We start from the raw sequence: 25529 nt of genomic DNA, 5'->3' as shown, positions 1-25529 counted from the left end.
TTCGAAAGAATCGCAATCCTTGGTTTCGATTGCTTGCAATGTAGGATTTGCTCCCGGATAAGCACCGCGAACTAGGGGCGGAAATGGATAATTTTGAGATCAAACTGCTGTCCGCTAAGGACGGTAGCTGGGAACAGTTTCGTGACAACTGGATTACTCAGTGCGAAGCGGTGGGAGAGGTTTTTGAAGATTATTCTCCTGACGTGCTGAGCGTGATAGCAGGGGTCGTCTCCGGTTCCCTCATGCTTCTAAAAGGCACCAACGAGTCGCACGTGGGTGCTCTTTTTGATAAAGAGACAGGGAATTTTTACGCGTGTTGCCTGTTGCATAGAGCCATGTTGCCGGGTTCTACCGGATACACGCTTCGTGTTCGGCATCTCCTGGTATCCCCTCTGTTGGACTACGGGGTTGCGCCGGTGCAGATGTATCCCGATGTGGTAGTCGGGATAACGCTAGGGATCGTTCACCTTTCTGAAAGCGTTTTGTCGGCAGAACACATTCATTTCCATCTACGTAGCCCGGAAGATATGTCCTATTTCCGGGCGTTTGGGATGGCATTGGATGGTGCCAACGTTTTTGGGTCTGTGCAAACGCGTGGCGCATGGTTATATATCTCGAAGGCTAGTTCTGCGAATGTGGGATTGGCGGAGGAGCGAAAATGATTAAGTCTATGAACCCGAGGGTGGTGGAAGCCATCACGAATGCCGTACACGCGGCAATCGCGCAGGTGGGCATCGACGGTCTCCGCGGTACTTCGATGTTCCCATCCTCCAGCAAAGTCCGTGTTGAGCTTCCTCTCGCGGCTTAATCTCCCTTATCGGAAACGAGTGACAAGGCTCCGGTTAATGGCCGGGGCCTTGTTATTTTTTTGGCATCTCTCTGTTGAGAGTATCCCAATCCATTTATTCCCATGCACCTCCGCGCCGAAGCCATCATTCTGAGCGTCCGCGCGCATGGCGAGCATGGTGCGATCGTGCGCGCGATGACCGAGAGCGACGGGATGCTCGCGGGCTATGTCCGCGGCGGGCGCTCGCGCAAATTGAAGCCCGTGTTGCAACCCGCCAACCTCGTGCTGGGCGACTGGCGGGCGCGGACCGAGGAGCAGCTTCCTGGCCTGACCGTCGAACTGATCCACAGCCGCGCGCCGCTGTTCCGTGAAGCACTGCCCGCCGCCGCGCTCGACTGGGCGACCGCGCTGACTGCGGCGGCGCTGCCCGAGGGGCTGTCCTATCCGCACCTCCACAGTGCACTCGATGCCGTGCTGTCCGCCGTGGAGGCGGCGCCTGCCGCGCGAGGCTGGGCGGTCGCGCTGGTGCGGTACGAGTTGCTGATGCTCGCCGAGTTGGGCTTCGGCCTCGATCTGGAGACGTGCGCCGCGACCGGCGGCAGCACCGATCTTGCCTATGTCAGCCCCAAATCGGGATCGGCGGTCAGCCGGGCAGGGGCCGTCGGTTACGAGGACCGGCTGTTCCGCCTGCCGCTCTTCCTCACCGAAGGCGGGCAGGCCGAATGGGACGATATCCTCGACGGGCTACGCATCACCGGCCATTTCCTCGAACGCGATCTGCTGATCGGAAAGAGCGCCGATGTGCTCGCGGCGCGGCAGCGGCTGGTCGATCGGCTGAAGCGGGCAGTTGCGTAACTGGCACAGCGCGGTAATGGCGCTTCGTCCTCCCCGCCCTTAGCCTGAAGGAATTCCAATGCCGTTGATCGCAGTTCTGGGTGGAGACGGAATCGGCCCTGAAGTGACCGCGCAGGCGCGCCGCGTGCTCGAGATCGTCGTGCCGGGCCTCGATTATGAGGAAGCGCCGGTCGGCGGCGCAGGGTATGATGCCGCCGGTCATCCGCTCCCCGAAGCGACGCTGGCGCTGGCCAAGCGTGCCGATGCGATCCTGTTCGGTGCGATCGGCGATCCGCGTTACGAGAAGCTGGAGCGTCATCTGCGCCCCGAAGCCGCACTGCTCGGCCTGCGCAGCGAACTCGGCCTGTTCGCCAATATCCGCCCGGCCACGATCTTCCCCGCGCTGGCCGACGCTTCGTCGCTCAAGCCCGAAGTGGTCGAGGGCCTCGACATCGTGATCGTTCGCGAACTGACCGGCGACGTCTATTTCGGCGACAAGGGCCAGCGCACGTTCGATAACGGCCAGCGCCAGGGCTGGGACATGATGGCCTATACCGATTACGAAATCCGCCGCATCGCGACGGTGGGCTTCGAAATGGCGAAACGCCGCAAGGGCAAGCTCTGCTCGGTCGACAAGGCCAATGTGCTGGAAACCTCGCAGGTGTGGCGCGACGTGGTGATCGAGCTTTCCGCGGACTATCCCGAAGTCGCGCTGACGCACATGTATGTCGATAACGCCGCGATGCAGCTCGTCCGCGCCCCGACCCAGTTCGACGTGATCGTCACCGGCAATCTGTTCGGCGACATTCTCTCGGATCAGGCCAGCATGTGCGCCGGTTCGATCGGGATGCTCCCTTCGGCCTCGCTCAGCGCATGGGTCGGCGCGAACGGCATGTACGAGCCCATCCACGGCTCGGCGCCGGACATCGCCGGACAGGGCAAGGCCAATCCGTGCGCCGCGATCCTGTCGGGTGCGATGCTGGTGCGCCACTCGCTCGGCGACGAAGCCGCGGCGCAGCGGATCGAGGCAGCCGTCTCGAAGGCGCTCGACGACGGTGCGCGCACCGCGGATCTGGGCGGCAGCCTGTCGACCCGCGAGATGGGCGATGCGGTGATCAAGGCGCTCGCGTGAAGCCTGACCTGCTCGAACTCGCGGTCGTCATCCCGACCTTCAACGAGCGCGCGAACGTGCCCAAGCTGGTCGCCGCGCTCGACGTGGCGCTGGCCGGGCGCAACTGGGAAGCGATCTTCGTCGACGACAATAGTCCGGACGGCACCGCGGACGTCGCGCGCGAACTGGGCCGGGTGGACAGCCGGGTCCGGGTGATCCAGCGCATCGGCCGGCGCGGTCTTTCCTCGGCCTGTGTCGAGGGCATGTGCGCCACCGCCGCGCCGATTGTCGCTGTGATCGACGGCGACATGCAGCATGACGAGACCTTGCTGCCGAAGATGCTCGACGCGCTGCAAGCCGATGACGCGCTCGACGTGGCGATCGGCTCGCGCTTCGTCGACGGCGGCGGCCTGGGCGAGTGGGACAAGGATCGCGTCGCCAAATCGGCTTTGGCGACAAGGCTTTCGCGCCGCGTGCTCAAGGCCGATCTGAGCGATCCGATGAGCGGCTTCTTCATGATCCGCGCCGCCGTGGTGCGCGAGATGGTGCCGATCCTCTCCGCGATCGGGTTCAAGATCCTGCTCGACATCATGACCGCGAGCCCGCGTCCGCTGAAGTTCCTCGAGCTGCCCTATGTGTTCCGCACGCGCGAGCTGGGCGAGAGCAAGCTCGATCATGTCGTGGCGCTGGAATATCTGATCGCACTCTATGACCGGATGTTCGGCAAGATCGTGCCGGTGCGCTTCGCGATGTTCGGTGCGATCGGCGCGCTGGGCGTCGGCGTCCATATGGGTGTGCTGGGGGTGATCGCGCTGATCGGCGGGGATAATACCGTATCGACCTATTTCAATCGATCCCAGGCGGTGGCGGCGATCGTCGCGATGACGTTCAACTTCTTTCTCAACAATGCGCTGACCTATCGTGAGCAGCGGCTTAAGACGCCGCGCGCACTGCTTACCGGCTGGATCTCGTTCTGCCTGGTCTGTGCGGTCGGGCTGATCGGCAATGTCGGCATTGCCGGCTTCCTCCACGATTATCGCGCGGTCGGCGTGGCGACATCGGCACTGATCGGAATCATTGTCGGCGCGGTGTGGAATTTCGTGCTGTCGTCGCGGTTCGTATGGGGACGTTATTGATCGTTCGGCGTTGCTGACACGGGACCGGGCCGGCGCCGTTCAGGAACAAGCCTCATGGCCAGGTGCTGAACCACATCCATTTCTCGAACGCCCGCCCGTCGCTGAGCGGCGCGGCGGAGATGATCGGATAGAAATAGACGAACATCAGCAGCGACGCGGCGGCGAACCATTCCTCGTAACCGCGCTTCCGTCCCGCATCGAACTGCTGAAACGCCACCGCCAGCGCGAAGCAGATGAAGATGCCGGAGAGGTGGTAGTAATAATAGAAGCCCAGCGACTTGGGGATCACGACGTAGATCGCCAGCGACGCGATCCATAGCAGCGCCACCGCCAGCGGCCGGATCGCGCGGGTGCGAAGCCAGGCCCACAGGCAATAGCCTACCGCGACCAGTCCGCCCCACATGATCAGCGGATTGCCGATCAGCAGCACGCCGCGCTGCGCGCCGTGGTTGTACTCGTAGAGATACCACATCGGCCGGATCATCAGCGGCCAGCTCCACCAGTCCGACTGATAGGTGTGGTGGCTCAGGATCTGAGTCTGCGCCCGGTACATCGCTTCCTGGTAGGGCAGCAGCTTCGACAGGGTCAGCGGTTCGAACGCGTAGAAGAAGGCCGGCAGGAAGGTGAGGAGATAGACGGCGATGCTGACCACGCCCATCAGCATCAGGCCGGGAATGGTGGCGAGTCCCTGCCAGTGCGGCTGCCCCTTTCCGCGGAACACGGCTTCCACCGGCTGCCCGGCGCGCACGACGTCGCGGAGGCGGATGGCGACGAACGCCAGCCCGGCCAGCGCGACATAGGGGATCGCCGCCCATTTCACGCCCACGGCAAGGCCAAGCAGCACGCTCCCCGCGACCCAGCGCCGGATCACCTGCGCGCGCGTCCCGGCCTGCATCGACCAGAGATACGCGACCAGCGCCCAGACGATGAACGCGCCGAGAAACACGTCGAGCATCGCGATCCGCGCCTGAATGTAGAGCGTCTGGTTGAGCATCAGCAGGATCGCGCCGATCACCGCCGTCCGCATCGCGCCGGTGAGCATCAGCAGGAAGGCGAAGCCGCCCACGACCGTCGCAGTGCCCGCCAGCGTCGACATGAAGCGCCAGCCGAACGGATTGTCGCCGAACAGCTGGATGCCCCAGGCGATGATCTGCTTGGCGACCAGCGGGTGTTCGGTGTTGCGGGGGAATTCCAGCGCGATCAGCGCGCGCGCGGCGGGGACATAATGTTCCTCGTCGAAAAAGGGGATGGTGGGCATCCCCAGCCGCACGGTGAACAGCAATTGCGCGGCCATGCCGACAAGCAACGCGACGAGAAGCGGGCGATCGGCAAGGGCCTTGAGGCGGGCGGACATGGCCGGGTTGATATCCGACTCGCCATCCGCGTGAAAGCGGATGGTTGACGCGGGCCGCTCTGCCGCCGCAAAGCGATCCGCATGAAGCGTCATACCGGACAGGACCGTAGCGTCACCCAGAACTGGAAGCCTGCAACCCGGGCGATCCGCGGCGGAACCGCGCGTTCCGAGTTTGGCGAGACCAGCGAGGCGATCTTCCTCACCTCGGGCTATGCCTATGATTGCGCGGGCGATGCCGCCGCGCGCTTCTCTGGCGACCAGGTCGGCATGACCTATTCCCGGCTTCAGAACCCGACGGTGCAGATGCTTGAGGAGCGCATCGCGCTGCTCGAAGGCGCCGAGGCGTGCCGCACGATGGCGACCGGCATGGCGGCGATGACCGCGGTGCTCCTGTGCCAGCTCGAAACCGGCGACCATATCGTCGCGGGCCGCGCCGCCTTCGGATCGTGCCGCTGGCTGACCGATACGCTGCTGCCCAAATTCGGGATCGGCGTGACCATCGTCGATGCGCGCGATCCGCAGCAGTTCCAGGATGCGATCCAGCCGAACACGAAGCTGTTCTTCTTCGAAACTCCGGCCAACCCGACGATGGACGTGGTGGACCTTCGCGCAGTGTGCGGCATCGCGCGCGACAACGGCATCCTCAGCGTGGTCGACAATGCCTTCGCCACGCCCGCGCTGCAGCGTCCGATGGAGCTTGGTGCGGACGTGACCGCCTATTCCGCGACCAAGATGATGGACGGGCAGGGCCGCGTGCTCGCGGGCGCCGTCTGCGGAACGCAGGATTTCATCGACAACACGCTGTTGCCCTTCACCCGCAACACCGGGCCGACGCTCAGCGCGTTCAATGCCTGGGTGGTGCTCAAGGGCCTGGAGACGCTCGACCTGCGCATCCGCCGCCAGAGCGAGAATTCGCTGAAGGTCGGCAAGTTCCTCGAAGGCCGCGTGCCGCGCATTCTCCATCCCGGCCTGCCGAGCCACCCGCAGCACAATCTGGCGATGAGCCAGATGGACGCCTGTGGCCCGATCTTCGCGTTCGAAGTCGAAGGCCGCACCCAGGCGCACGGCCTGCTCGACGCGCTCGGCCTGATCGACATCTCGAACAATATCGGCGACTCGCGCTCGCTGATGACGCATCCCGCCTCGACCACCCATGCCGGCGTGACCGAGGAAAAGCGCGTCGAAATGGGCGTGAGCGAAGGGATGCTGCGGCTCAATGTCGGCCTGGAGGACCCCGAGGACCTGATCTCCGATCTCGATCAGGCGCTGAAGGCCGTCGGCCTGTGATCATGAAGGCGCTCTTCAACGAGGAGAGCGAGACGCGCGGTATCACCGTGCGGGTCGCGGTGTCGTATTTGCCCGAACAGTCCGAACCCGATCGCGGCCGCTGGTTCTGGGCCTATCATATCCGCATCGAGAATGACGGGCCGATGGCCGTCCAGCTGCTGACTCGCCACTGGATCATCACCGACGGGCGCGGACACCGGCATTCGGTGGAGGGCGAAGGCGTGGTCGGCGAACAGCCGATGATCGCGCCGGGCGCCAGCTTCGACTATGTTTCGGGCTGCCCGCTGGCGACTCCCACCGGGCACATGCAGGGAAGCTACCGCATGGTCGGAGAGGATGGATCGGAATTCGACGTGGCGATCCCCAAGTTCGCGCTGCTGGCGCCGGCTGTGATCGGATGAACACAGTCGGGAAGCTTGCGCGGTGCCAAGTGTTTCTCGACTTCGCTCGAAACGAACGCTGGGCTAGGGGGCTGACGATATGAAGCGGACCCATCTTCCCCTGAACGGCCTGCGCGTGCTCGACGCAGCCGCGCGGCATCTGTCGTTCACCCGCGCGGCGGACGAACTGGCGGTGACTCCGGCGGCCGTGGGTCAGCAGATCCGCGCGCTGGAGGATACGCTGGGCGTCGTCCTGTTCCGCCGCACCACAAAGGGGCTGGAACTGACGCCGGAAGGCGAAGCGGGCCTCGCAGCGTTGCGCGCGGGCTTCCTCCAGTTCGAGGAATCGGTCCGCGCGATGCAGGCCGGGCAATCGTCCAAATCGCTTACCATCGCCGCCCCGCGCGATCTGACCGCCAAATGGCTGATGCCGCGGCTGGCCGAGATTGCGCGCGGCGATGGCGAGATCCGCTTCGTGCTGGTGCCGGCCGATGATTCGATCGACTTCACCGAAGCCAATCTCGATCTCGCGATCCGCTGGGGCGAAGGTCCCGGCGAGCATGAAGGCGAAGCGCTGGAAAGCGACGGCATGGTCACGGTCGAGGCGCCGGGAGGCGGGATCGACACCGCGATCGCCTGGCCGGGTTGCCTTGCCGAGGATGCCGGGTCGCTCGTCCGCGTCGCCGATGCCGGTCTCGCGCTCGACGCTGCCGCGCAGGGGCTGGGCCGGGCGACCGTGCCCGAACTGCTCGCGCGCGGCGATATCGAGGCGGGCCGTGTGACGATGGTAGGCGAAGCGCGTTCGTCGCGGCTCGGCTATTGGCTGGTCGCGCCGCTGCCGCAGTGGCGGCAGAAGAAGGTCAAGACCCTGGTCGAAGCGCTGGGGGCGTGAGCGCCAGCGCTCGCAAGACTCCGGTACTGACGACCGAGCGGCTGAAGCTGCGCGCGCGGACGCTGCGCGATGCCGAGGCGCTGCATCCCAGCTTCGCCGATCCCGAACTGATGCGCTGGTGGTCGCACGGCCCGCACGAGACGATCGAGCAGACGCGCGAGGATTTCTCGAAGACCCACGGCGAATGGCGCTGCTGGGCGATCACGCTGAAGGGCGATCGCACCGCGATCGGCTTCGTCGCGGCGGGCGAGCGGCGGCAGGGCAACGTCACCGAGATCGGCTATATGCTGGCGCGTGCGCATTGGGGGACGGGCATCGCGCCTGAAGCGGTGAGCCGAGTGATCGATCATATTCTGGTGACCGAAGGCCAGCGCCGCGTGTTCGCCGATACCGATCCGGAAAATATCCCTTCGCGTGCGCTGCTCGAGAAGCTCGGCTTCACGCTGGAAGGACTGCTCCGCTCCGAATGGGAAACCCATCTCGGCGTGCGCGACACCACGCTCTATGGCCTGTTGCGCGAGGATTGGGTTCGCTAAGAACCGGCTCCCCTTTCAGCCGGAGTTTCCCAATGTCGTCCCCCAGTCCCTGGAGCCATCACCGCCAGTCCGGCGTCGCGGACGACATCGATTTCGAGATCAAGGGGCAGGAGCTCCAGTTCGTCGAGATCGAGCTTGACCCCGGTGAAAGCGCGGTTGCCGAAGCCGGGGCGATGGTGTGGAAGGATGCCGGCATCACCATGACCACCGTATTCGGCGACGGCAGCGGCGCGCAGGGCGGCGGGTTCATGGACAAGCTGCTCGGCGCGGGAAAGCGGCTGGTGACCGGCGAGAGCCTGTTCACCACCGTCTTCACCCATGAAGGACGCGGCAAGGCGCGCGTGGCCTTTGCGTCGCCCACGCCGGGCGCGATCCTGCCCCTGAAGCTGAGCGACTATGGCGGGCGGCTGATCTGCCAGAAGGACAGCTTCCTCGCCGCCGCCAAGGGCGTGTCGATCGGCGTCCAGTTCCAGCGCAAGGTGATGACCGGCCTGTTCGGCGGCGAAGGCTTCATCATGCAGAAGCTGGAAGGCGATGGCTGGGTGTTCGTCCAGATGGGCGGCACCGTGGTTCAGCGCGATCTGGCGGCGGGCGAGGAACTTCATGTCGATACCGGCTGTCTTGCCGCATACACCTCGGGCATCGATTTCGATCTGGTCGCGGCGGGCGGGGTGAAGACCGCCTTGTTCGGCGGCGAGGGCCTGTTCTTCGCCCGGCTGCGCGGCCCGGGCCATGTGTGGATCCAGTCGCTGCCCTTCTCGCGCCTTGCCGGGCGGATGGTTGCGGCATCGGGCTCGTACACCGGCCAGAATCGCGGCGAGGGATCGGTGCTCGGCGGGATCGGCGACCTGATCGGCGGCAACCGCTGATGACGCCACCGGACTTGAAGGATCCGGTCCAGCGCGCCGCCTATCAGCGCGAGCTTGCCGGCGTGGCGCTGGGCCTTCGGCGCAGCGGCGTCGCGCTTGCGGTGATCGGCGCCGGAGTCGCTCTGGTGCGGCTCTATTGGTGGCGCGAGATGCCGGTCTGGGCGCCCGCCGGCCTGATCGGCGTCGGGCTGATGGCGATGGTCAGCGCGATCGCCGCGCGCAGCCGGTATCACCAGTTGCGGATGCGGGGTTAAGGCGCGGCCAGCTCCGCGGCCTTCGACATCAGGCCGGCGAAGCGTGCATCGTCGACTGCCGCCGCCGGGTTGTTCCAGCTGCCGGTGAGCACCCACCAGCTGCCATCCTTGCCTTCGAGCAGCAGGGTCATGTGGATCACGCCCGGCTCCGATCCGCCCTTGTAGCCCACGCTCTTCCAGCGCGCGGCAATGGGCGCGACGAGGCCGGGATTGATGCCCAGGATCGCGCGCGCCTCCGCGCCCGCGCCGCTCGCGCTGTTGCGGCGGATCCAGTCCATCAGGCGCACCATGTCGGCCGGCGTCGCGAACCATTCGAGCCGGTCGATCATCAGCGGCTTGCCGCTCTGGAACAGCGTCGTCGAAATCGCGGCGATCGGCGCGGCGGCGATCTCGCCGTCGAGCATCAGCCTGCGGCCGTTCGCGTCGCGCGCCAGCCAGCGCTCGGCCAGGCCCGGAATGCCCTTCAGCTTGAAGATTTCCAGCGTCGAGGGAAAAGGCGTCATGCCTTTCGGATCGGCGATCCCGGTGACTCGCACCATCGCTTCGACACGCGCACGGCCGAGATGGCGCAGCAGGATGTCGGTCGCGCTGTTGTCGCTGATCGAGATCATCTTCGACGCCAGCTCGCGCAGCGAGACCTGCGTACCCGCGGGCTGCTGGGTATAGACGCCGCCGGGCAGCGGGCTGCCGTCGAGCGTGACCATATCGTCCCATTTGCGCTCCCCCGCATTGGTGGCGCGGATCAGCTCGGCGAGGATCACCAGCTTGAACCCCGATCCGATGGCGAAGGGCCGGTCGGCATTGTCGGCGGACACGAGCTGCGGCGCGCCGTCGCCCAGCCGGGCCAGCGTGAAGCCGGTCGCGCCGGGCAGGGCGCGCAACTCGCTGCGTACCGCGTCGATCGTCGCGGCGCGCGCGGTGACGCCGGTGAGACGCAGGCCCTGCACCTGATGTGGCGGGTTCGGGTCGACCGCGATCCGGCCTGTCGCGGTGCCGTCGCGGAACCCGAGCACGAAGTCCGCCGCCCAGGGCGAAAGCAGGGTGACGCTTTCCACCCCGGTGACCGGACCGAGCGACCCGCCCAGCCGCGCGATCAGCTGATCGATCTGCGCCTTCGTCACCTGCGCGCGGAAGGGCGGCGCGAAATAGGCTTCGTAATCGCCCTTGCCCTGGAACAGCACGGTCAGTTCCGCCAGCCGCGCCTTGAGCGGCTCGGAAGCCACGACCGGCGCGGCGGGTGCCGGAGCCGGCACCGTCTGCCCGATCGCGGGCAGGGGGCTCAGGATCAAAGCGATCGCCAGCGCACGAAACATCATCTTCCTCCCGCCCGGCCCGAATCGGCTGGCTGTCCCGACCCTAGCGGGAGAAATTATGATATCAAGATTATTGCGCGGCGGCCTTTGCCGGCTCGTCGGCGGAAAGATCGATCATCTCGATCCGCGCGTTCACATCGCGGACGCGGATGCGCGTGCCGGTGGTGCGGGTCCAGCGGCCGGTATAGGTATAGCGTTCGACGCGCAGAAGCCCCGGCTCCGACGGATCGAGCTTCAGCGGCGCATAGCGGCGCGTGCGGATCGAATCGAGGATCGGCTTGCTCCAGCTGCCGTCATAGCCTTCCGAACTGCGAAGGATGTCGACTTCGGTAGTGCTGCCATTGGGCGCGATCCAGAAGCTGACGTCGATCCACTGATCCTCGTAATTGTTCATCGCCATCATGCGGGTGCCCGAGCCGATCTGGCTGGTCGGCACATCCACCATCTTGAACGGCTCGTAATAGAGCAGCGTGGGGCGGGTGACCTGGGGAAGGCGCAGCGACGCGATCAGCGCATCGACGTCGACCTTCTCGCCGCGCCTCACGGCCAGCCGCGCGCGCAGCACCTTCGCGGCGCGGGCGAAGGGCTGATGCTCCGGCACATTGCTGCCGATCAGCGCATCGAGCGCCTTTCCGGCCGGGTCGCGATACTCGCCGGGCTGGTTGAGGCTCAGCGTGGCGAAGAAGGCCGCGCGGCGGAACATCGCATAGCCTTCGATGCGCGGCAGGCCGAGCCGGCGGGCGTCGCGAGCGACGTCGCTATAGGTGGAAAGGGCCAGCGCCGTTCGGCCGAACGCGGCGAAACTGTCGCCCAGCTCGACGCGCGCGGCGAGGGTGCGGGCGTCGTCCGGCCCCAGCCCCGAACGCAGCGTGCTGACCATGTCCATCGTCGAATTGCGATAGGCGTCGCCTTCGCCAAGATGCGCGGCGACCCGAGAGCGCGCGCGGAACACGTCCGAGACCGCGACCGGATATTGCTTTCCGAAGCGCTTCAGCCGGCCCGTGCCGCGGTTCAGTGTGGCAAGCGCATCCTTGTATTTGCCGGAAACGAACTGGTTCTCGGCATGGGCAAGTACGGCATCGGCTTCCTGATCGGGCGGGCAATTGCGCGCGATGCAGTCGCGAATGCCGCGCTCGGTGTCGGCGAGCGACTTGCCGGTGACGACGATCGTCGGATTCTCGGCCTGTTGCGGGGGCGCGGTTTCCTGCGCAAGGGCGGGCAAGGCCAGCACGAATGCCGCCAGAAACAGGGCGTTGCGCATTTGAGGGAACCTCCCCAGGTTCGAATATGAAGATGCGAAAGCGTATCGCGCGACTGATGCACCGTCCAGCGCCGCCGCTCCAGCGATCCGGTTCGCTTGGGACTGCCGGCGTCAGGCGTCGATTGCGTCTTCCTCCAGCCGTGCGGCATTTTCCTGGATGAAGGCGAAGCGATGGGCGGGATTGTTGCCCATCAGCCGGTCGACCAGATCCTTTACGCCCGCGCGCGCCTCATATTCCTGCGGCAGCGTGACGCGCAGCAAGCCGCGCGTCTTCGGATCCATCGTGGTTTCCTTCAACTGGTTCGGATTCATCTCGCCGAGCCCCTTGAACCGGCTGACTTCGACCTTCTTGCCCTTGAACGGCCCGGCCTCGATCTCCGCGCGGTGCGCATCGTCGCGGGCGTAGAGGCTCTTCGCGCCCACGGTCAGGCGGTAGAGCGGCGGCTGGGCAAGGTAGAGATGACCGCGCCGGACCAGATCCGGCATCTCCTGAAAGAAGAAGGTCATCAGCAACGTGGCGATATGCGCGCCGTCCACGTCCGCGTCGGTCATGATGATGATGCGTTCGTAGCGCAGATTGTCCGGGATGCAGTCCTTGCGGGTGCCGCATCCCATCGCGAGGATCAGATCGGCGATTTCCTGATTGGCCAAGATCTTCGCGCTGGTCGCCGAAGCGACGTTCAGGATCTTGCCGCGGATCGGCAGGATCGCCTGCGTCTTGCGGTCGCGCGCCTGCTTGGCGCTGCCGCCTGCCGAATCCCCCTCGACGATGAACAGCTCGGTCCCCGCCGGATCGTCGGCCGAGCAGTCGGTGAGCTTGCCGGGCAGGCGCAGCTTGCGCGAGCTGGTCGCGGTCTTGCGCTTGACCTCGCGCTCCTGCTTGCGGCGCAGGCGGTCGTCCATCCGCTCCAGCACATAGCCCAGCAGCGCCTTGCCGCGGTCCATATGGTCGGAAAGGAAGTGATCGAAATGGTCGCGGATTGCCTTCTCGACCAGAGTCGCGGCTTCGGGCGAAGTTAGGCGGTCCTTGGTCTGGGACTGGAAATGCGGATCGCGGATGAAGACGCTGAGCATCAGCTCGCTGCCGGTCATCACGTCGTCGGCGGTGATGTCCTTGGCCTTTTTCTGCCCCACCAGTTCGCCGAACGCGCGGATGCCGCGCACCAGCGCCTGACGCAGGCCCTGTTCGTGCGTGCCGCCATCGGGCGTCGGGATGGTGTTGCAATACCAGCTGTACGACCCGTCGCTCCACAGCGGCCATGCGACCGCCCATTCGACGCGACCCTGGTTCTCGCCGGGGAAGTCCTGCGACCCCGAGAAGAAGTCGGCGGTGGCGCTTTCGCGCGTGCCGATCTGCTCCTTCAGATGATCGGCAAGGCCGCCGGGGAACTGGAACACCGCTTCCGGCGGCGTTTCGTCGCCGATCAGTTCGGGCGCGCATTTCCAGCGAATCTCGACGCCTGCGAACAGATACGCCTTGGATCGGGCCAGCTTGTAGAGCCGCGCCGGCTTGAAATGCATTTCCGGCCCGAAAATCTCCGGATCGGGCACGAAGGTGACGCTGGTGCCGCGCCGGTTGGGCGTGCCTCCGACATGCTCGACCGGGCCGAGCGTGCGGCCCTGCGAGAAGCGCTGGCGATAGAGCTGCTTGTCGCGCGCGACCTCGACGGTGGTGTCGATCGACAGCGCGTTGACCACGCTGCTGCCCACGCCGTGCAGACCGCCCGACGTCGCATAGGCCTTGCCCGAGAATTTGCCGCCCGCGTGCAGCGTCGAGAAGATCACTTCCAGCGCCGACTTGTCCGGGAATTTGGGATGCGGATCGGTCGGGATACCGCGGCCGTTGTCGGTGATCGTCACCCGGTTGCCCGGCTCCAGCACGATCTCGATCCGGTTGGCATGGCCCGCCACCGCTTCGTCCATCGCATTGTCGAGGATCTCGGCGGCCAGATGGTGAAAGGCGCGCTCGTCGGTGCCGCCGATATACATGCCCGGCCGCCGCCGGACGGGCTCAAGGCCCTCGAGCACTTCGATCGACGAAGCGTCGTAGCTGCCGGGGACTGCATTGGGTGCTCTGAACAGGTCTTCGTCGGTATCGGCCATGAGGAACGTATAGGGGGTGCGGAGTCGGGGGCGCAAGGCGAACGGCCGGATTATCCACAAGCCATGCGTTCGCTGTTATGGCCGGGGGCGTGACGATCATCGCTCGCCTTGCTCCCGGGGAAACGCTTGGCGACCGGATCCTTCGCGTGGACCATGCCGGGGAGCATGGCGCGGTGTGCACCTATCGGATGCAGCGCCGCCTCGCGCGATGGACCGCGCCGTCCATGCTGGTGCAGATCGACGAATTCATCGCGCACGAGCGGCGCCACCGCGCATTGTTCGCTGCTGAGATCGCGCGGCGTGGCGACAGGCGCTGTCCCAGCTATTCTGTCTGCGCGGTGCTGGGGACGGCCCTGGGCTTCGTCACCGGCTTGCTCGGTGCGCGCGCCATCGCTGCCACCACAGTGGCGATCGAGCGGGTGGTGCTGCGCCATCTCGGCGAGCAGATGGCGGCGCTCCGCGACAGCGATCCCGCTGCTGCCGCGATCATCGGGGATATCTTCGCGGAAGAGCAGCAGCACCATGACGAGTCCGCCGCGAAACTGACCGGCACGGCGCTGCAGTGGGTGTTGAACCACGGGGTCGGCGCGGCGACCGAAGCGGTGATCTGGATCGGGATGCGCCGCTGATCCGGCAATGAAGCTGTGGCCCGATGGCAACAGGTCCCGCCATTCCGGTTTTTCTTTGGGTCCGTTTGCCGCCCTCGTTCGTATGAGACCGGCAAGTTAAGACCAACGGAGACCCCCATGAAATTGCTGCTTCTCGGCGCCGCGAGCCTGCTCGCGGCGACAGCCCCCGCTTATGCTCAGGAAAGCTCGGACGCCGAGTTTAACGGCCCCTATATCGGCGCTTCGGTCGGCTACTCGTTCCAGAATAACGATGCCGGCGAGACGATCCTGTTCGATCGCGACCTGAACGGCAGCTTCGGCGACACGGTCGTCACCAGCGCACCGGGCGCGCCGAACGCCTTCTCGCCCGGCTTCTGCAACGGCGCGGCCACCTCGACCGCGAATGTGGGATGCGCCAACGACAAGGACGGGATCAACTATTCGGCCCGGCTCGGCTGGGACGTCCAGTTCGGCAACATCGTCGCGGGTGTCGTTCTTGAAGGCGGCAAGACCGACATCACCGACAGCGTCAGCGGCTTCAGCACCACTCCGGCGCGCTACACCATGACGCGCGAGATCGACTGGAATGCCGGCGCACGCCTGCGCCTGGGCTATGTCGCGGGCGGGCGAACGCTGTTCTACGGCACCGGCGGCGGCGCCTATGCCAAGGTCGATCACACCTTCTCGACCAGCAACACCGCAAACAGCTTCACCGGACGCGGCAAGAACGACGTCTGGGGCTGGGCGGCCGGCGGCGGCGTCGAGCAGAAGGTCGGCAAGAACTTCTCGTTCGGCGTGGAATATCTTTACACCCGCTACAACGACGATGATTACACCGTCCGTGCGGGGCCGGGCACTGCGCCTGCGACCAACCCGTTCCTGCTGGGCAATGCGTCGGGCACCGATTTCCGCCGCAGCGACACGCGGTTCGATCATCACGGGATCAAGGCGACCGCCAACTTCCGCTTCTGATCGCAGGATCGTCACGCAGACGGCCGGAGGCGCGCGCTTCCGGCCGTTTGTCGTTTGCGGCTTTCGCCGGTCATCCTAAGCTCTGGCGCGGCAAGGGAGAGCGGGTATGCGGATTCGTCGGACGGTTTTTGGCATGATGACGGCAATGGTTGCGCTGGCTGTTCCGGCCGCGGCTCAGACCCAGCCCGATCGCGCCGCGACGATGGACGCCGCCGTCGCCGCAGCCATGACGAAGACCGGAGCGAAGGGCCTGGCGGTCGCGGTGATCGAGGACGGCAAGGTCGTGTTCGTCCGCGCCTATGGCCTGCGCAACGCCAAGGGCGATCCACTGGAAGACGCGACGATCATGTACGGCGCGTCGATCACCAAATCGGTGTTCGCCTATACGGTGATGCAGCTGGTCGACGAGGGGAAGATCGACCTCGACAAGCCCATCGCCGCGATGCTGCCCAAGCCGCTGCCCGAATATGGCAATCTCGACGCCTACGGGAATTGGGGCGATCTGGCGGTGGACGAGCGCTGGCGCAAGATCACGCCGCGCATGATCCTGACCCACAGCACCGGTTTCGGGAATTTCTCGTACCTCGAACCGGACGGAAAGCTGCGCTTTCATTTCGATCCCGGCGCGCGTTACGCCTATTCGGGTGAGGGGATCATCCTGCTCCAGTTCGCGATCGAGAAGGGGCTGGGGCTCGATCTGGGCGCGGAGATGCAGCGGCGGGTGTTCGACCGGTTCGGCATGGCCAACACCAGCATGATGTGGCGTCCCGATTTCGCGAAGAACCTCGCCGATGGGTGGCAGAAGGATGGGGCTGTCGAGCCGCATGACGAGCGAAGCCGGGTGCGCGCGGCGGGTTCGATGGACACCAGCATCGCCGATCTGGCGCGTTTTGCGGCCGGTTTCATGCGCGGCGAGGGCCTCAGCGCGAAGGCGCGCGCCGAAATGGTGCGCCCGCAACTGCCGATCACCAGCCGCTCGCAATTCCCGACCCTGCTCGAAGCGCCCGTGGACAAGCGCTGGCCGGGCCTGTCGGCGGGGCTGGGCGTGGTAACCTTTCAGGGGCCGCAGGGACCGGGCTTCTTCAAGGGCGGGCACAACGAGTCGACCGGCAACACCTGGGTGTGCGTCGAGCGGGGGCTGCGCTGCGTGGTGATCCTGGGCAACGATGTCCGCGCCGAAGCTGCCTTCCCCGACCTGGTCCGCGCCGCGCTGGGCGAGACGGGCGTGCCCTTCACATGGGAATATGGGCGCTGACGCGGTGGCGAAGAAGAAACGCTACCTGACCGCCACGCTGCCCGACGGCTATGTGAAGACCATCGGCCCGACGTCGACGGCCTTCACCCATTACTGGCGGATCGTCGCCGTGCTGGAGAACGGCAAGACGGAGGTGTTCTGGGGCCACACCAAGTCGCTGCAGGAAGCGAAACGGAAGAAGACCGCAACCGCCGAAGCCGCCGCCCAGCGCGGATGGCGCAGCCATATGTTCGAAATCGTCGAGGTGACCGAAACGTCCGGCTGACGGCGGGCAGGCAAGAAAAAGGGCCGGCGGATCGCTCCGCCGGCCCTCTTTGTATCTCAGCGAACCCGCGGCCCGCCGAACGGCAGCGGCGGCGGGGGGCGGCGATCGCGGCGGGGCAGCTGCGCCTGATAGGCGTGGCCGCAATGCTCGACGCAATAGGGGAAGCCCGGATTCACCTTGTCGCCACAGAAGTGGAAGTCCGGCTCGCCCGGATGGCCCAGCGGCCATTTGCAGATGCGGTCGTTCAGATCGAGCAGGCTGGTCTTGCCCGCGATCGCTTCGCTCGGCTTGGCCGGGACGAGGCGGCGCGGCGGCGCCGGGGTGATCGGTGCGGACTGCTCGCCGGGGTTTTGGCGCAGGAAGCCGCCGGGGCCGACCGAGCGCAGCACCGGGCCATCGGGCCGGGCGGGGGCGTCGGTCGCAGGCGCGGCGGCCGCCGGGGCCGGTGCTGCCGGAGCAGGCGCGCGCGGTGCGGCGGGTGGCGGCGGCGCGGCTTCGGCGGCGGGCGCGGACGGCGCGGGGGCAGGCTTCGGCGCGGCAGCGGCCTTGGCTTCGTTCGGCTTCACCGGCGACGGGCGCGCGGGAAGGCCGAGGCGATGCGCCTTGCCGATCACCGCGTTGCGGCTCACGCCGCCCAGTTCCTCGGCGATCTGGGTCGCGGTCGATCCGCTGCTCCACATCTTTCTCAGCGTTTCGATACGCTCGTCGGTCCAGCTCATATTCGTCCTTCAACTTGCGGGCGGCGCGGGCAGCGGTTACGCGAACGCACCATGAGCAGCCAGCCCCAAAACAGCGAGTCCCCGATGCCCGAGTTCGGGGTGCCGGTGATTCGGAACGTGAACTGGGGTGGGCTCAGGACCCTCTATATCAAGGAGGTGCGCCGGTTCTTCAAGGTGCAGCTCCAGACGATATGGGCTCCGGCGGTCACGACGCTGCTTTTTCTGGTCATTTTCACCGTCGCTCTGGGCGGTGGCGGACGCACCGTGCACCTTCAGGGCCGCGACGTGCACTTCGCCGATTTCATCGCGCCGGGCCTGATCGTGATGGGGATGCTCCAGAACGCGTTCGCCAATGCCAGCTTCTCGCTGCTGGTCGGGAAGATCCAGGGCACGATCGTCGATTATCTGATGCCGCCGCTGTCGACCGCCGAACTGCTTGCGGGGATGACCGGCGGCGCGGTGACTCGCGCCTTTTGCGTCGGCGGCACGGTGTGGCTGGCGATGGCGCTGTGGCCGGGCGTCACGGTCTGGCCCCAGCATCTGTGGGCGATCCTGTGGTTCGGCCTGCTCGGTTCGACCTTCCTCGCGCTGCTGGGCGTGCTGACGTCGATCTGGGCGGAGAAGTTCGATCATGCCGCCGCGGTGACCAATTTCGTCGTCGCGCCGCTCGCGCTGCTTTCGGGTACCTTCTACTCGGTCGAGAAACTGGCTCCGGCGTTCCAGACGATCAGCCATTTCAACCCGTTCTTCTACATCATATCGGGCTTCCGCTACGGCTTCCTCGGCGTGGCGGATTCGCCGATCCTGCTCGGCAGCGCCGTCATCCTTGCGCTCGACCTGGCGCTGGGCCTGTTCTGCTACGCGCTCCTGCGCAACGGCTGGAAGATCAAGAGCTAGAGCCTGTCTTTCGCGGTACCGGCCCGCTCCCCCGCCCGGCCACCCGGCACGATAGTAACCTATGGGTGGCCGGGTGGGGGAGCGGACCGGCACCGCCTCCACGCAAGTGGACAAGACTCTTAATCCAGCCTCTCCGCCAGCTTGAGCAGTACGTCGCCGGGATAGTCGTCCAGCACGTCGCCGTGGCTGACGATGATCCGCCGAAGTTCGGGCTCGGCCGCCCATGCGCGGAAACGGGCGGCCACTAGCGCCTTGTCCTCGAGCCCGTGCCGCACCGGGCGCGGCACCTGCGGCCCGGTCACGCCAAAGCCGAACACCCGGCCCATGACGTTCGCGCCGATGCCATGCGGATGGGCGACATTGCCGATGATGTCGTTGAGGATCAGCGTGACCCCGTCCGCGCGGTGGACGTGCAGGAAGGCTTCGTGCTGACCCATGCCGGGGACGATGCAGAAGCGCACTTCGGGATCGTCGAGGATGTCGCTGGTCGCGTCCACCGGCACGGCTTCCTCGACCATCTTGCGCGCGCCGGGCGGGGCGATCACCTTCGCCTGAGGATAGCGCATCTTCCAGATCTTCGCGTCGAGCCGGTGATGATCGCCCGGCACGATCAGGAAGCTGGGCTCGCCCATCGCTTCGATCCGCTTCATCTGCGGTTCGCCGAGTGCGATCGCGCTCCAGATCGCGGTGCGTCCGCCGCGCAGCCGGACCACCGTCATTCGCCGGGGGAAATTGCCCAGCGGCATCCGGATCTCGCCCGCGACGGTCAGGATGCCGTCGCCGGCTTCGACCAGCTGATCATGGGGCTGGACTTCCCATTGCGCGAGCGTCGTCGGCATGTCCGTTCTCCGGAAGGATTCAACACCGTAACTATCGAGTCCGTTCCGGCGGCGTGGAATTGCCCGCGAGTCCGGCCGCGCCTATCCCCCGGTCATCACGGGGCAGGGGAGAAGATCATGGTTCGCATCGGCAGGATGATCGCGGCGGTGGCGGTGCTCGCGACGGTGGGCGGGTGCATGCATCCGCGCCCCAAGCCCGCCGGGCAATGCGCCTATCGCGCGATTCCGCTCAGCGTGGATTCGGGCGGTCTCCAGCAATCCCGGCCCCAGGCCGAGGCGCTGCTGGGGCCACAGGACGCGCTGACCACCGAACTGCGCAAGGTCTATACGATCCAGGAAGCCGAAAAGGCCGGCGCGCCCGCCGGCAGCGCGGCGACCACGCCGCCCGAATATCTGGTGCTGAGCGGCGGCAGCCAGCATGGCGCGTTCGGCGCTGGCTTCTTCTACGGGCTCGACAGCATCCCCAGCTACGACGTTGTCACCGGCGTCAGCACCGGATCGCTGCAGAGCACCTTCCTGTTCCTCGCCAACCAGCCGGTGCCGAAGGACCGCACCTACACCTGGGTTTCCGGCCCGCTGGCCGACATCATCAAGCCCGGCACGTCCAATCCGGGCGATCTGGCGCTGGCCTATTCGATCGCCAGGGAAGCCGATGTCATCACACCCGAGAAGGGCGGCATCATCGGCGGGCTGGCGGCCGGCGCGATGGCCAATTTCGGCCCGATGCGCGCGCGGCTGAAGGCGCTGCTGTCGCCCGACACGCTGCGCCTGATCCGCGAACAGGGTGCCGCGCCGTACAACCGCAAGCTGTTCGTCGGTTCGGTCAATCTCGATGATGGCCGCGGCTATGCGATCGATCTGACCGAACTGGCCTCGCGGGTCGACATTCCGGCATGGAAGGACCGGACGGGCGAGTTGCAGGATTGCTATATCGACGCGCTGGTCGCCTCGTCATCGGTGCCGCCTTCGGCCTTTCCGGTGACGCTCCAGATCCAGGACGGCACGACCACGCGCGAGGATCTGTACATGGATGGCGGCGCGCGCTTCGGCGTGTTCCTCGAGCCGATCCTTGCCGCGCTGGGCGATCCGGTGGCAAAGGACGCACGGGTCCATGTGATCGTCAACGGCGTGCTCTACGGCACCGACTGGCAGGCCGATGGCAAGCCGGTGATGGAATGGTCGTCGGTCACCACCGCATTGCGTGCGGTCGATATCATGGAGAACCAGGTCTATCGCTTCTCGGTGGCCAGCGCGGAGACCTATGGCCTCAGCCACGGCGGCGTGAACATGGCCTTCATCAGCAACCAGAATCTCGCGCCCGGCGCGGTCCAGCCCAACGACTATGTGTTCCGCGGCAAGACCTGTTCGGAATGGAATGCGATCGACAACCTCCAGAAGCCGCTGGAATTCCACCCGAACTATATGGCGTGCCTGTCGCAATACGGCACCTCGCGCGGTAAGGCGGCCCAGTGGAACTGGGCGGTGGCGCGAAAGCGCTGACCGACCCCCAACCGCCCCAATGCCGTCCCATGCGCTGAGGGCATTGGGGACGGCACGGAGCGGGTGTTGACGCTCCCTGTCCACCCCAAGTAAATGCCCTCTCCGGCGGCCCATGCACGGGCCGCCTTTTTTGTTTCAGGAGGTACAGTCCGATGACCATCACCCCGCTCATGCCCGTCTATCCGCGGTGCGATGTGCGTCCGGTGCGAGGTGAGGGCGTGTATCTCTATGGCGAACGAGGCGAGAAATATCTCGATTTCGCGGCGGGCATCGCCGTCAACGCGCTGGGTCATGGCCACCCGGTGCTGACGAAGGCGATCGCCGATCAGGCCGCGACGCTGATGCACGTGTCGAACCTGTATGGCAGCCCCCAAGGCGAGGCGCTGGCGCAGCGCATCGTCGACAACAGCTTCGCCGACACGGTGTTCTTCACCAATTCGGGCGTCGAGGCGATCGAGTGCGCGATCAAGACTGCGCGCCGCTATCACTTCGCCAACGGCAATCCGCAGCGCCACAAGCTGATCACCTTCAAGAACGCCTTTCACGGCCGTTCGCTGGGCGCGATCTCGGCGACCGATCAGGCCAAGATGCGCGACGGGTTCGAGCCGCTGCTGCCGGGCTTCGCTTATGCGAAGTTCAACGATCTGGAAGGCGCGCTGGCGCTGATCGACGACGAGACCGCCGGTTTCCTCGTCGAGACGGTTCAGGGCGAGGGCGGCATGACCGCCGGCACGCACGAGTTCATCACCGGGCTGCGCAAGGCCTGCGACGAACACGGCCTGCTGCTGGTGCTCGACGAGATCCAGTGCGGTTACGGCCGTACCGGCAAGATGTGGGCCTATGAGCATTACGGCATCACCCCGGATATCCTGACCGCCGCCAAGGGCATCGGCGGCGGCTTCCCGCTCGGCGCGTGCCTCGCGACCGAGGAAGCGGCCAAGGGAATGGTGTTCGGCACCCACGGCTCCACCTATGGCGGCAACCCGCTGGGCATGGCCGCGGGGCAGGCAATCCTCGACGTGATGCTGGAGGAAGGCTTCCTCGAAAACGTCACTGCGATGGGCGACCGCCTGCGCGCGGCGTTCGAACAGCTCATTCCGAACCACGATCACCTGTTCGAGGAGATTCGCGGCAAGGGCCTGATGCTCGGCATCAAGATGAAGGAGCCGGCGGTCAGCCGCGATTTCGTGGCGCATCTGCGCGACAATCACGGCCTGCTGACCGTGGCTGCGGGCGAAAACGTGTTCCGCGTCCTGCCCCCGCTGGTGATCGACGAAAACCATATCAGCGAGTGCATCGAGCGCCTGAGCGAAGGCGCGCGGACCTACACCCCGGTGGCCGCCGCCGCGGTTTGATCCCGGCGCCCGGACCGAACGCCCCCTTCCGTTCCTGTCGGGCGAAGTCGAGACACATTGCTTCTCGACTTCGCCCGAAGCGAACGGTGAGAGAGTAATTCTGCCATGACCTACCGTAACTTTCTCGATCTGACCGACGCCGGCCCCGACGGCATCGCCGCGATGCTGGCCGATGCGATCGACCGCAAGGCCGCGCGCGCGGGCTATCCCAAGGGCAAGGCCGATGCCGACGCCCCGCTCGCCGGGCACACCCTTGCGATGGTGTTCGAAAAGAATTCGACCCGCACCCGCGTGTCGTTCGACATGGCGATCCGCCAGCTCGGCGGCAGTTCGGTGATCCTCGACGGGGGTACGTCGCAGCTCGGCCGCGGCGAGACGGTGGCCGACACCGCCCGCGTGCTTTCCGGCTATTGCGACGCGATCATGGTCCGCACCGACGATCATGCGAAGCTCGAGGAAATGGCGCACTATGCCAGCGTGCCGGTCATCAACGGCCTTACCGATAATTCGCATCCGTGCCAGATCATGGCCGATCTGCTGACGATCATCGAAAGCGGCAAGTCGCTCCCCGGCCTCAAGGTCGCGTGGCTCGGCGACGGCAACAACGTGCTCGCTTCGATCATCGAAGCCGGCGCGCTGATGCAGTTCGACGTGGTCGCAGCCTGTCCGCAGGGCTTCCAGCCCCCCGAAAGCGACGTCGCACGCGGGCAGGGCCGGGCGCGCGTGGTCGGCGATCCGCGCGAAGCCGTGGAGGGTGCCGACATCATCGTCACCGACACCTGGATCTCGATGGGCCAGCTCCACGCCGAGACCAAGCTGGCGGCGATGATGCCCTATCAGGTCACCGCCGACCTGATGGCGGCGGCAAAGCCCGACGCGAAGTTCCTCCACTGCCTCCCCGCGCATCGTGAAGAGGAAGTGACGAGCGAAGTGATCGACGGACCTCAGTCGCTGATCTGGCCCGAGGCGGAAAACCGCCTTCATGCGCAGAAGTCGGTGCTAAGGTGGTGCTTCGGTCAGATCTAGGAGGCACGAATGCAGGCGATCCGGATAGCGGCGATAGCCGCGCTGGCTGCCGTCGCGGCGCTGGCGGTTAGGGCTGCGTTCGATGACGGTGCGGGTTTGAGTGTCGGGGGCTGGGCGTTGCTGTCGTTGCTTCTGATCGCCGCCGCGAATGCCGTTGGCGTCCTGCTTTCGATCCGTGAAAGGCGTCCTTACGCACGGATGCAAATGACCGGCCTTTGGCTTGTTGCCGGAGGTGTCGGTTGCGCGCTGCTCATCTGCAGCAGCCCCATATGGATCGGCCTGATCGTCGCGCCGTCTTTCCTGAATATCGGTCAACTCGTGGTAGCGGGGTACAGCAGCTTCATTCTCGCGCTGCTGGGCCTGCTCGCGCTGATGAGCGGCTGGGCGCTATGGGTCGTGTCGCGCCCGCGGAAACAGGTCTGCGCCGCCTGAGTTGTTTCGGGAACGGCGCTTCCTATCTATAGCCCAATCCCGAAAACCCGATCGCCCGAGGGCGTCGCATGCAGCGGCCGCCGGACGGGTGGAGATTTGCCGTGACCGACACCGTGCCTGCAACCGATCTCGCCAAGGACCTCGATCGCGCAATCGGCTTTACCATTCCCGAGCGCCATGCGCGCGGGCGCATGGTGCGGCTCGGGCCGGCGCTCGACGTGATCCTGGCCGCGCACGCCTATCCGCCAGCGATCGAGGCTCTGCTCGCGGAGGCGCTGACGCTTGCCGCTCTGCTGGGCTCGACGCTGAAGGATGCCGGTGGTCAGCTGACCCTCCAGACGCAGACGCAGAACGGCGTCGTGCGGCTGCTGGTGTGCGACTATCGCGGCGGCGAACTGCGCGGCTATATCCAGTATGACGAGGACAAGCTCGCCGAAGTCGGGCCGAACCCGTCGCTGTTCGCGCTGTTCGGCACCGGCTATCTCGCCATCACCTTCGATCAGGCGGCCACCAAGGAACGCTATCAGGGCATCGTCCCGCTCGACGGCGACTCGCTGGCGGCCGCGGCCGAGAGCTATTTCCTTCAGTCCGAGCAGATTCCCAGCCTTGTCCGGCTGGGAATGAATCGCGACGCGGCGGGCAAGCTGATCGCCGGCGGCCTGTTCCTCCAGCATCTGCCGGAGGGCGAGGTGGGCCGCGAGCGGCTGCACACCCGGCTCGACCATCCCGAATGGGAGCATGTCGAGGCGCTGGGCAGCACGATGGGCGCGGACGAACTGGCCGATGCGTCGATCACCCTCGAAACCCTCGTATGGCGCCTGTTCAACGAGGAGGAAGAGGTGCGCGTGCTCGGTTCGGTGGCGCTCAGCCGCGGCTGCCGGTGCGATCCCGCCTATATCACGTCGGTCCTGTCCAAGTTCGGTCCGGAGGAACGGGCGGACATGGCCGATGAGCAGGGCGTCATCACCGTCGACTGCGCATTCTGCTCGATCAAATTCCCCGTGCCCCTGTCCGATTTCATTACACCGCCGTTGTAATATGGCGATCTCACGCCATATCGGTGGGAATTGAACGAAGACGCGATTCGGCCACAGAGCCGTGCGCGGGTCGCCCGGGGGCGGGAGTGTTCTTGATGATGTTTGGCCGAATATGGCGTCCGGCTCTGGCCGGGATGGTGATCCTGATCGGAGCCGGTGGCGCCGCCCCGCAGCGCGACCGTCATGCGTTGCAGGCGCTCAACGGGATCGAGACCGGCCAGTGGCAGCTCAAGGAGACAGGCGGCGCGTCGCGCAAGCTCTGCGTCGGCAATCCGGCGGTTCTCCTCCAGCTGCGTCACCCCGGCGCGCAATGCACTCAGGTGGTGATCGAGAATACGAAGGACGTCGCCACCGTCCACTATACCTGCCCGGGCCACGGCTATGGCCGCACCAGCGTTACGGTAGAAACCGGTCGTCTGGTACGGATCGACACGCAGGGCGTGGTCGACGGCGCGCCTTTCTCGTTCGAGATCGAAGGACGCAAGACCGGCCCCTGCGGCTGATCCG

At 65.9% G+C, this 25529-nt stretch carries 27 protein-coding genes; 21 read left to right on the top strand and 6 right to left on the bottom strand.

What is annotated here, in order from left to right; translation table 11 throughout:
* Nucleotides 1–83: 83 nt before the first annotated feature.
* The 4 genes from HHL13_RS10130 to HHL13_RS10115 all read left to right on the top strand — a co-directional run bounded on the left by HHL13_RS10130 (nucleotide 84) and on the right by HHL13_RS10115 (nucleotide 3868).
* Complete coding sequence (locus HHL13_RS10130; RefSeq protein ID WP_169555549.1) at nucleotides 84–662, top strand: hypothetical protein; 579 nt, start codon at nucleotides 84–86, stop codon at nucleotides 660–662.
* 248 nt (nucleotides 663–910) lie between these two features.
* The gene (gene recO / locus HHL13_RS10125; protein WP_169555548.1) at nucleotides 911–1642 is read left to right on the top strand and encodes a DNA repair protein RecO; all 732 of its coding nucleotides are present in this window, start codon (nucleotides 911–913) and stop codon (nucleotides 1640–1642) included.
* A gap of 58 nt (nucleotides 1643–1700) precedes the next feature.
* Nucleotides 1701–2753 carry a 3-isopropylmalate dehydrogenase gene (gene leuB / locus HHL13_RS10120; protein WP_169555547.1) on the top strand — a complete coding sequence of 351 codons (1053 nt, stop codon included), beginning with the start codon at nucleotides 1701–1703 and terminating at the stop codon, nucleotides 2751–2753.
* Entirely contained in the window at nucleotides 2750–3868 is a 1119-nt protein-coding gene (locus HHL13_RS10115; RefSeq protein ID WP_169555546.1) for a glycosyltransferase family 2 protein, read from the top strand. Before leuB ends, HHL13_RS10115 begins: the two co-directional genes overlap by 4 nt.
* 52 nt (nucleotides 3869–3920) lie before the next feature.
* Here the strand turns inward: HHL13_RS10115 and HHL13_RS10110 are convergent, their stop codons facing one another.
* Nucleotides 3921–5222 (bottom strand): phospholipid carrier-dependent glycosyltransferase, encoded by a 1302-nt coding sequence (locus HHL13_RS10110; protein ID WP_169555545.1) that lies wholly within the window; start codon nucleotides 5220–5222, stop codon nucleotides 3921–3923.
* 81 nt (nucleotides 5223–5303) lie between these two features.
* Between HHL13_RS10110 and HHL13_RS10105 the strand changes: the two genes are divergently transcribed.
* The 6 genes from HHL13_RS10105 to HHL13_RS10080 all read left to right on the top strand — a co-directional run bounded on the left by HHL13_RS10105 (nucleotide 5304) and on the right by HHL13_RS10080 (nucleotide 9440).
* The gene (locus HHL13_RS10105; RefSeq protein ID WP_169555544.1) at nucleotides 5304–6509 is read left to right on the top strand and encodes an aminotransferase class V-fold PLP-dependent enzyme; all 1206 of its coding nucleotides are present in this window, start codon (nucleotides 5304–5306) and stop codon (nucleotides 6507–6509) included.
* Between the two features lie 2 nt (nucleotides 6510–6511).
* A complete protein-coding gene (gene apaG, locus HHL13_RS10100; protein WP_169555543.1) occupies nucleotides 6512–6910 on the top strand; it encodes a Co2+/Mg2+ efflux protein ApaG in 399 nt (132 codons plus the stop codon).
* Nucleotides 6911–6989: 79 nt separating this feature from the next.
* Nucleotides 6990–7781, top strand: coding sequence for a LysR family transcriptional regulator (locus tag HHL13_RS10095; RefSeq protein ID WP_169555542.1), 792 nt, complete (start codon nucleotides 6990–6992; stop codon nucleotides 7779–7781).
* On the top strand, nucleotides 7778–8317 hold the full coding sequence (locus HHL13_RS10090; protein WP_169555541.1) for a GNAT family protein: 540 nt from the start codon (nucleotides 7778–7780) through the stop codon (nucleotides 8315–8317). The genes HHL13_RS10095 and HHL13_RS10090 overlap by 4 nt, the downstream gene beginning before the upstream one ends.
* A gap of 32 nt (nucleotides 8318–8349) precedes the next feature.
* Nucleotides 8350–9186, top strand: coding sequence for a TIGR00266 family protein (locus HHL13_RS10085; protein WP_206376887.1), 837 nt, complete (start codon nucleotides 8350–8352; stop codon nucleotides 9184–9186).
* Entirely contained in the window at nucleotides 9186–9440 is a 255-nt protein-coding gene (locus HHL13_RS10080) for a hypothetical protein (protein WP_169555539.1), read from the top strand. Before HHL13_RS10085 ends, HHL13_RS10080 begins: the two co-directional genes overlap by 1 nt.
* On the opposite strand, the gene HHL13_RS10075 is transcribed toward HHL13_RS10080, so the two are convergent.
* The 3 genes from HHL13_RS10075 to parE form a co-directional block, all read right to left on the bottom strand.
* Entirely contained in the window at nucleotides 9437–10753 is a 1317-nt protein-coding gene (locus HHL13_RS10075; RefSeq protein ID WP_240953679.1) for a serine hydrolase, read from the bottom strand. The two genes, HHL13_RS10080 and HHL13_RS10075, sit on opposite strands and share 4 nt — an antisense overlap.
* 70 nt (nucleotides 10754–10823) lie before the next feature.
* Nucleotides 10824–12014: a hypothetical protein gene (locus tag HHL13_RS10070; RefSeq protein ID WP_169555537.1), complete on the bottom strand. Its 1191-nt coding sequence runs from the start codon at nucleotides 12012–12014 to the stop codon at nucleotides 10824–10826.
* A gap of 111 nt (nucleotides 12015–12125) precedes the next feature.
* A complete protein-coding gene (gene parE, locus HHL13_RS10065) occupies nucleotides 12126–14117 on the bottom strand; it encodes a DNA topoisomerase IV subunit B (RefSeq protein ID WP_169555536.1) in 1992 nt (663 codons plus the stop codon).
* Between the two features lie 89 nt (nucleotides 14118–14206).
* On the opposite strand from parE, the gene HHL13_RS10060 reads away from it, so the two are divergent.
* The 4 genes from HHL13_RS10060 (at nucleotide 14207) to HHL13_RS10045 (ending at nucleotide 17217) form a co-directional block, all read left to right on the top strand.
* Nucleotides 14207–14746: a demethoxyubiquinone hydroxylase family protein gene (locus HHL13_RS10060; protein WP_206376886.1), complete on the top strand. Its 540-nt coding sequence runs from the start codon at nucleotides 14207–14209 to the stop codon at nucleotides 14744–14746.
* 117 nt (nucleotides 14747–14863) lie between these two features.
* Complete coding sequence (locus tag HHL13_RS10055; protein ID WP_169555534.1) at nucleotides 14864–15697, top strand: outer membrane beta-barrel protein; 834 nt, start codon at nucleotides 14864–14866, stop codon at nucleotides 15695–15697.
* Between the two features lie 106 nt (nucleotides 15698–15803).
* Nucleotides 15804–16952 (top strand): serine hydrolase domain-containing protein, encoded by a 1149-nt coding sequence (locus tag HHL13_RS10050; protein ID WP_206376885.1) that lies wholly within the window; start codon nucleotides 15804–15806, stop codon nucleotides 16950–16952.
* Between the two features lie 4 nt (nucleotides 16953–16956).
* Nucleotides 16957–17217, top strand: a complete 261-nt coding sequence (locus HHL13_RS10045; protein WP_169555533.1) for a hypothetical protein — start codon at nucleotides 16957–16959, stop codon at nucleotides 17215–17217.
* Between the two features lie 56 nt (nucleotides 17218–17273).
* Here HHL13_RS10045 and HHL13_RS10040 read toward each other — a convergent pair whose 3' ends face one another.
* Nucleotides 17274–17936 (bottom strand): GcrA family cell cycle regulator, encoded by a 663-nt coding sequence (locus HHL13_RS10040; protein ID WP_169555532.1) that lies wholly within the window; start codon nucleotides 17934–17936, stop codon nucleotides 17274–17276.
* 51 nt (nucleotides 17937–17987) lie between these two features.
* Between HHL13_RS10040 and HHL13_RS10035 the strand changes: the two genes are divergently transcribed.
* On the top strand, nucleotides 17988–18833 hold the full coding sequence (locus HHL13_RS10035) for an ABC transporter permease (protein WP_169555531.1): 846 nt from the start codon (nucleotides 17988–17990) through the stop codon (nucleotides 18831–18833).
* 119 nt (nucleotides 18834–18952) lie between these two features.
* Here the strand turns inward: HHL13_RS10035 and HHL13_RS10030 are convergent, their stop codons facing one another.
* Entirely contained in the window at nucleotides 18953–19672 is a 720-nt protein-coding gene (locus HHL13_RS10030; RefSeq protein WP_169555530.1) for a hypothetical protein, read from the bottom strand.
* A 117-nt stretch (nucleotides 19673–19789) separates the two neighbouring features.
* On the opposite strand from HHL13_RS10030, the gene HHL13_RS10025 reads away from it, so the two are divergent.
* From HHL13_RS10025 to HHL13_RS10000, 6 genes are all read left to right on the top strand, one after another.
* Nucleotides 19790–21172, top strand: a complete 1383-nt coding sequence (locus HHL13_RS10025; RefSeq protein ID WP_169555529.1) for a patatin-like phospholipase family protein — start codon at nucleotides 19790–19792, stop codon at nucleotides 21170–21172.
* Nucleotides 21173–21324: 152 nt separating this feature from the next.
* Nucleotides 21325–22527, top strand: a complete 1203-nt coding sequence (locus tag HHL13_RS10020) for an aspartate aminotransferase family protein (RefSeq protein ID WP_169555528.1) — start codon at nucleotides 21325–21327, stop codon at nucleotides 22525–22527.
* A gap of 105 nt (nucleotides 22528–22632) precedes the next feature.
* Nucleotides 22633–23553 carry an ornithine carbamoyltransferase gene (gene argF, locus HHL13_RS10015; protein WP_169555527.1) on the top strand — a complete coding sequence of 307 codons (921 nt, stop codon included), beginning with the start codon at nucleotides 22633–22635 and terminating at the stop codon, nucleotides 23551–23553.
* 9 nt (nucleotides 23554–23562) lie between these two features.
* A complete protein-coding gene (locus tag HHL13_RS10010) occupies nucleotides 23563–23985 on the top strand; it encodes a hypothetical protein (RefSeq protein ID WP_169555526.1) in 423 nt (140 codons plus the stop codon).
* Nucleotides 23986–24086: 101 nt separating this feature from the next.
* Nucleotides 24087–25022, top strand: coding sequence for an Hsp33 family molecular chaperone HslO (locus HHL13_RS10005; RefSeq protein ID WP_346775535.1), 936 nt, complete (start codon nucleotides 24087–24089; stop codon nucleotides 25020–25022).
* A gap of 95 nt (nucleotides 25023–25117) precedes the next feature.
* Nucleotides 25118–25525, top strand: coding sequence for a hypothetical protein (locus HHL13_RS10000; RefSeq protein WP_240953677.1), 408 nt, complete (start codon nucleotides 25118–25120; stop codon nucleotides 25523–25525).
* The last annotated feature ends 4 nt before the right edge of the window (nucleotides 25526–25529 follow it).

The sequence above is a fragment of the Sphingomonas sp. G-3-2-10 genome, from assembly GCF_012927115.1.
GTDB lineage: Bacteria > Pseudomonadota > Alphaproteobacteria > Sphingomonadales > Sphingomonadaceae > Sphingomonas.
Note: the sequence above shows the minus strand (reverse complement) of the source record. Positions and strands in the feature narration are given on the sequence as shown.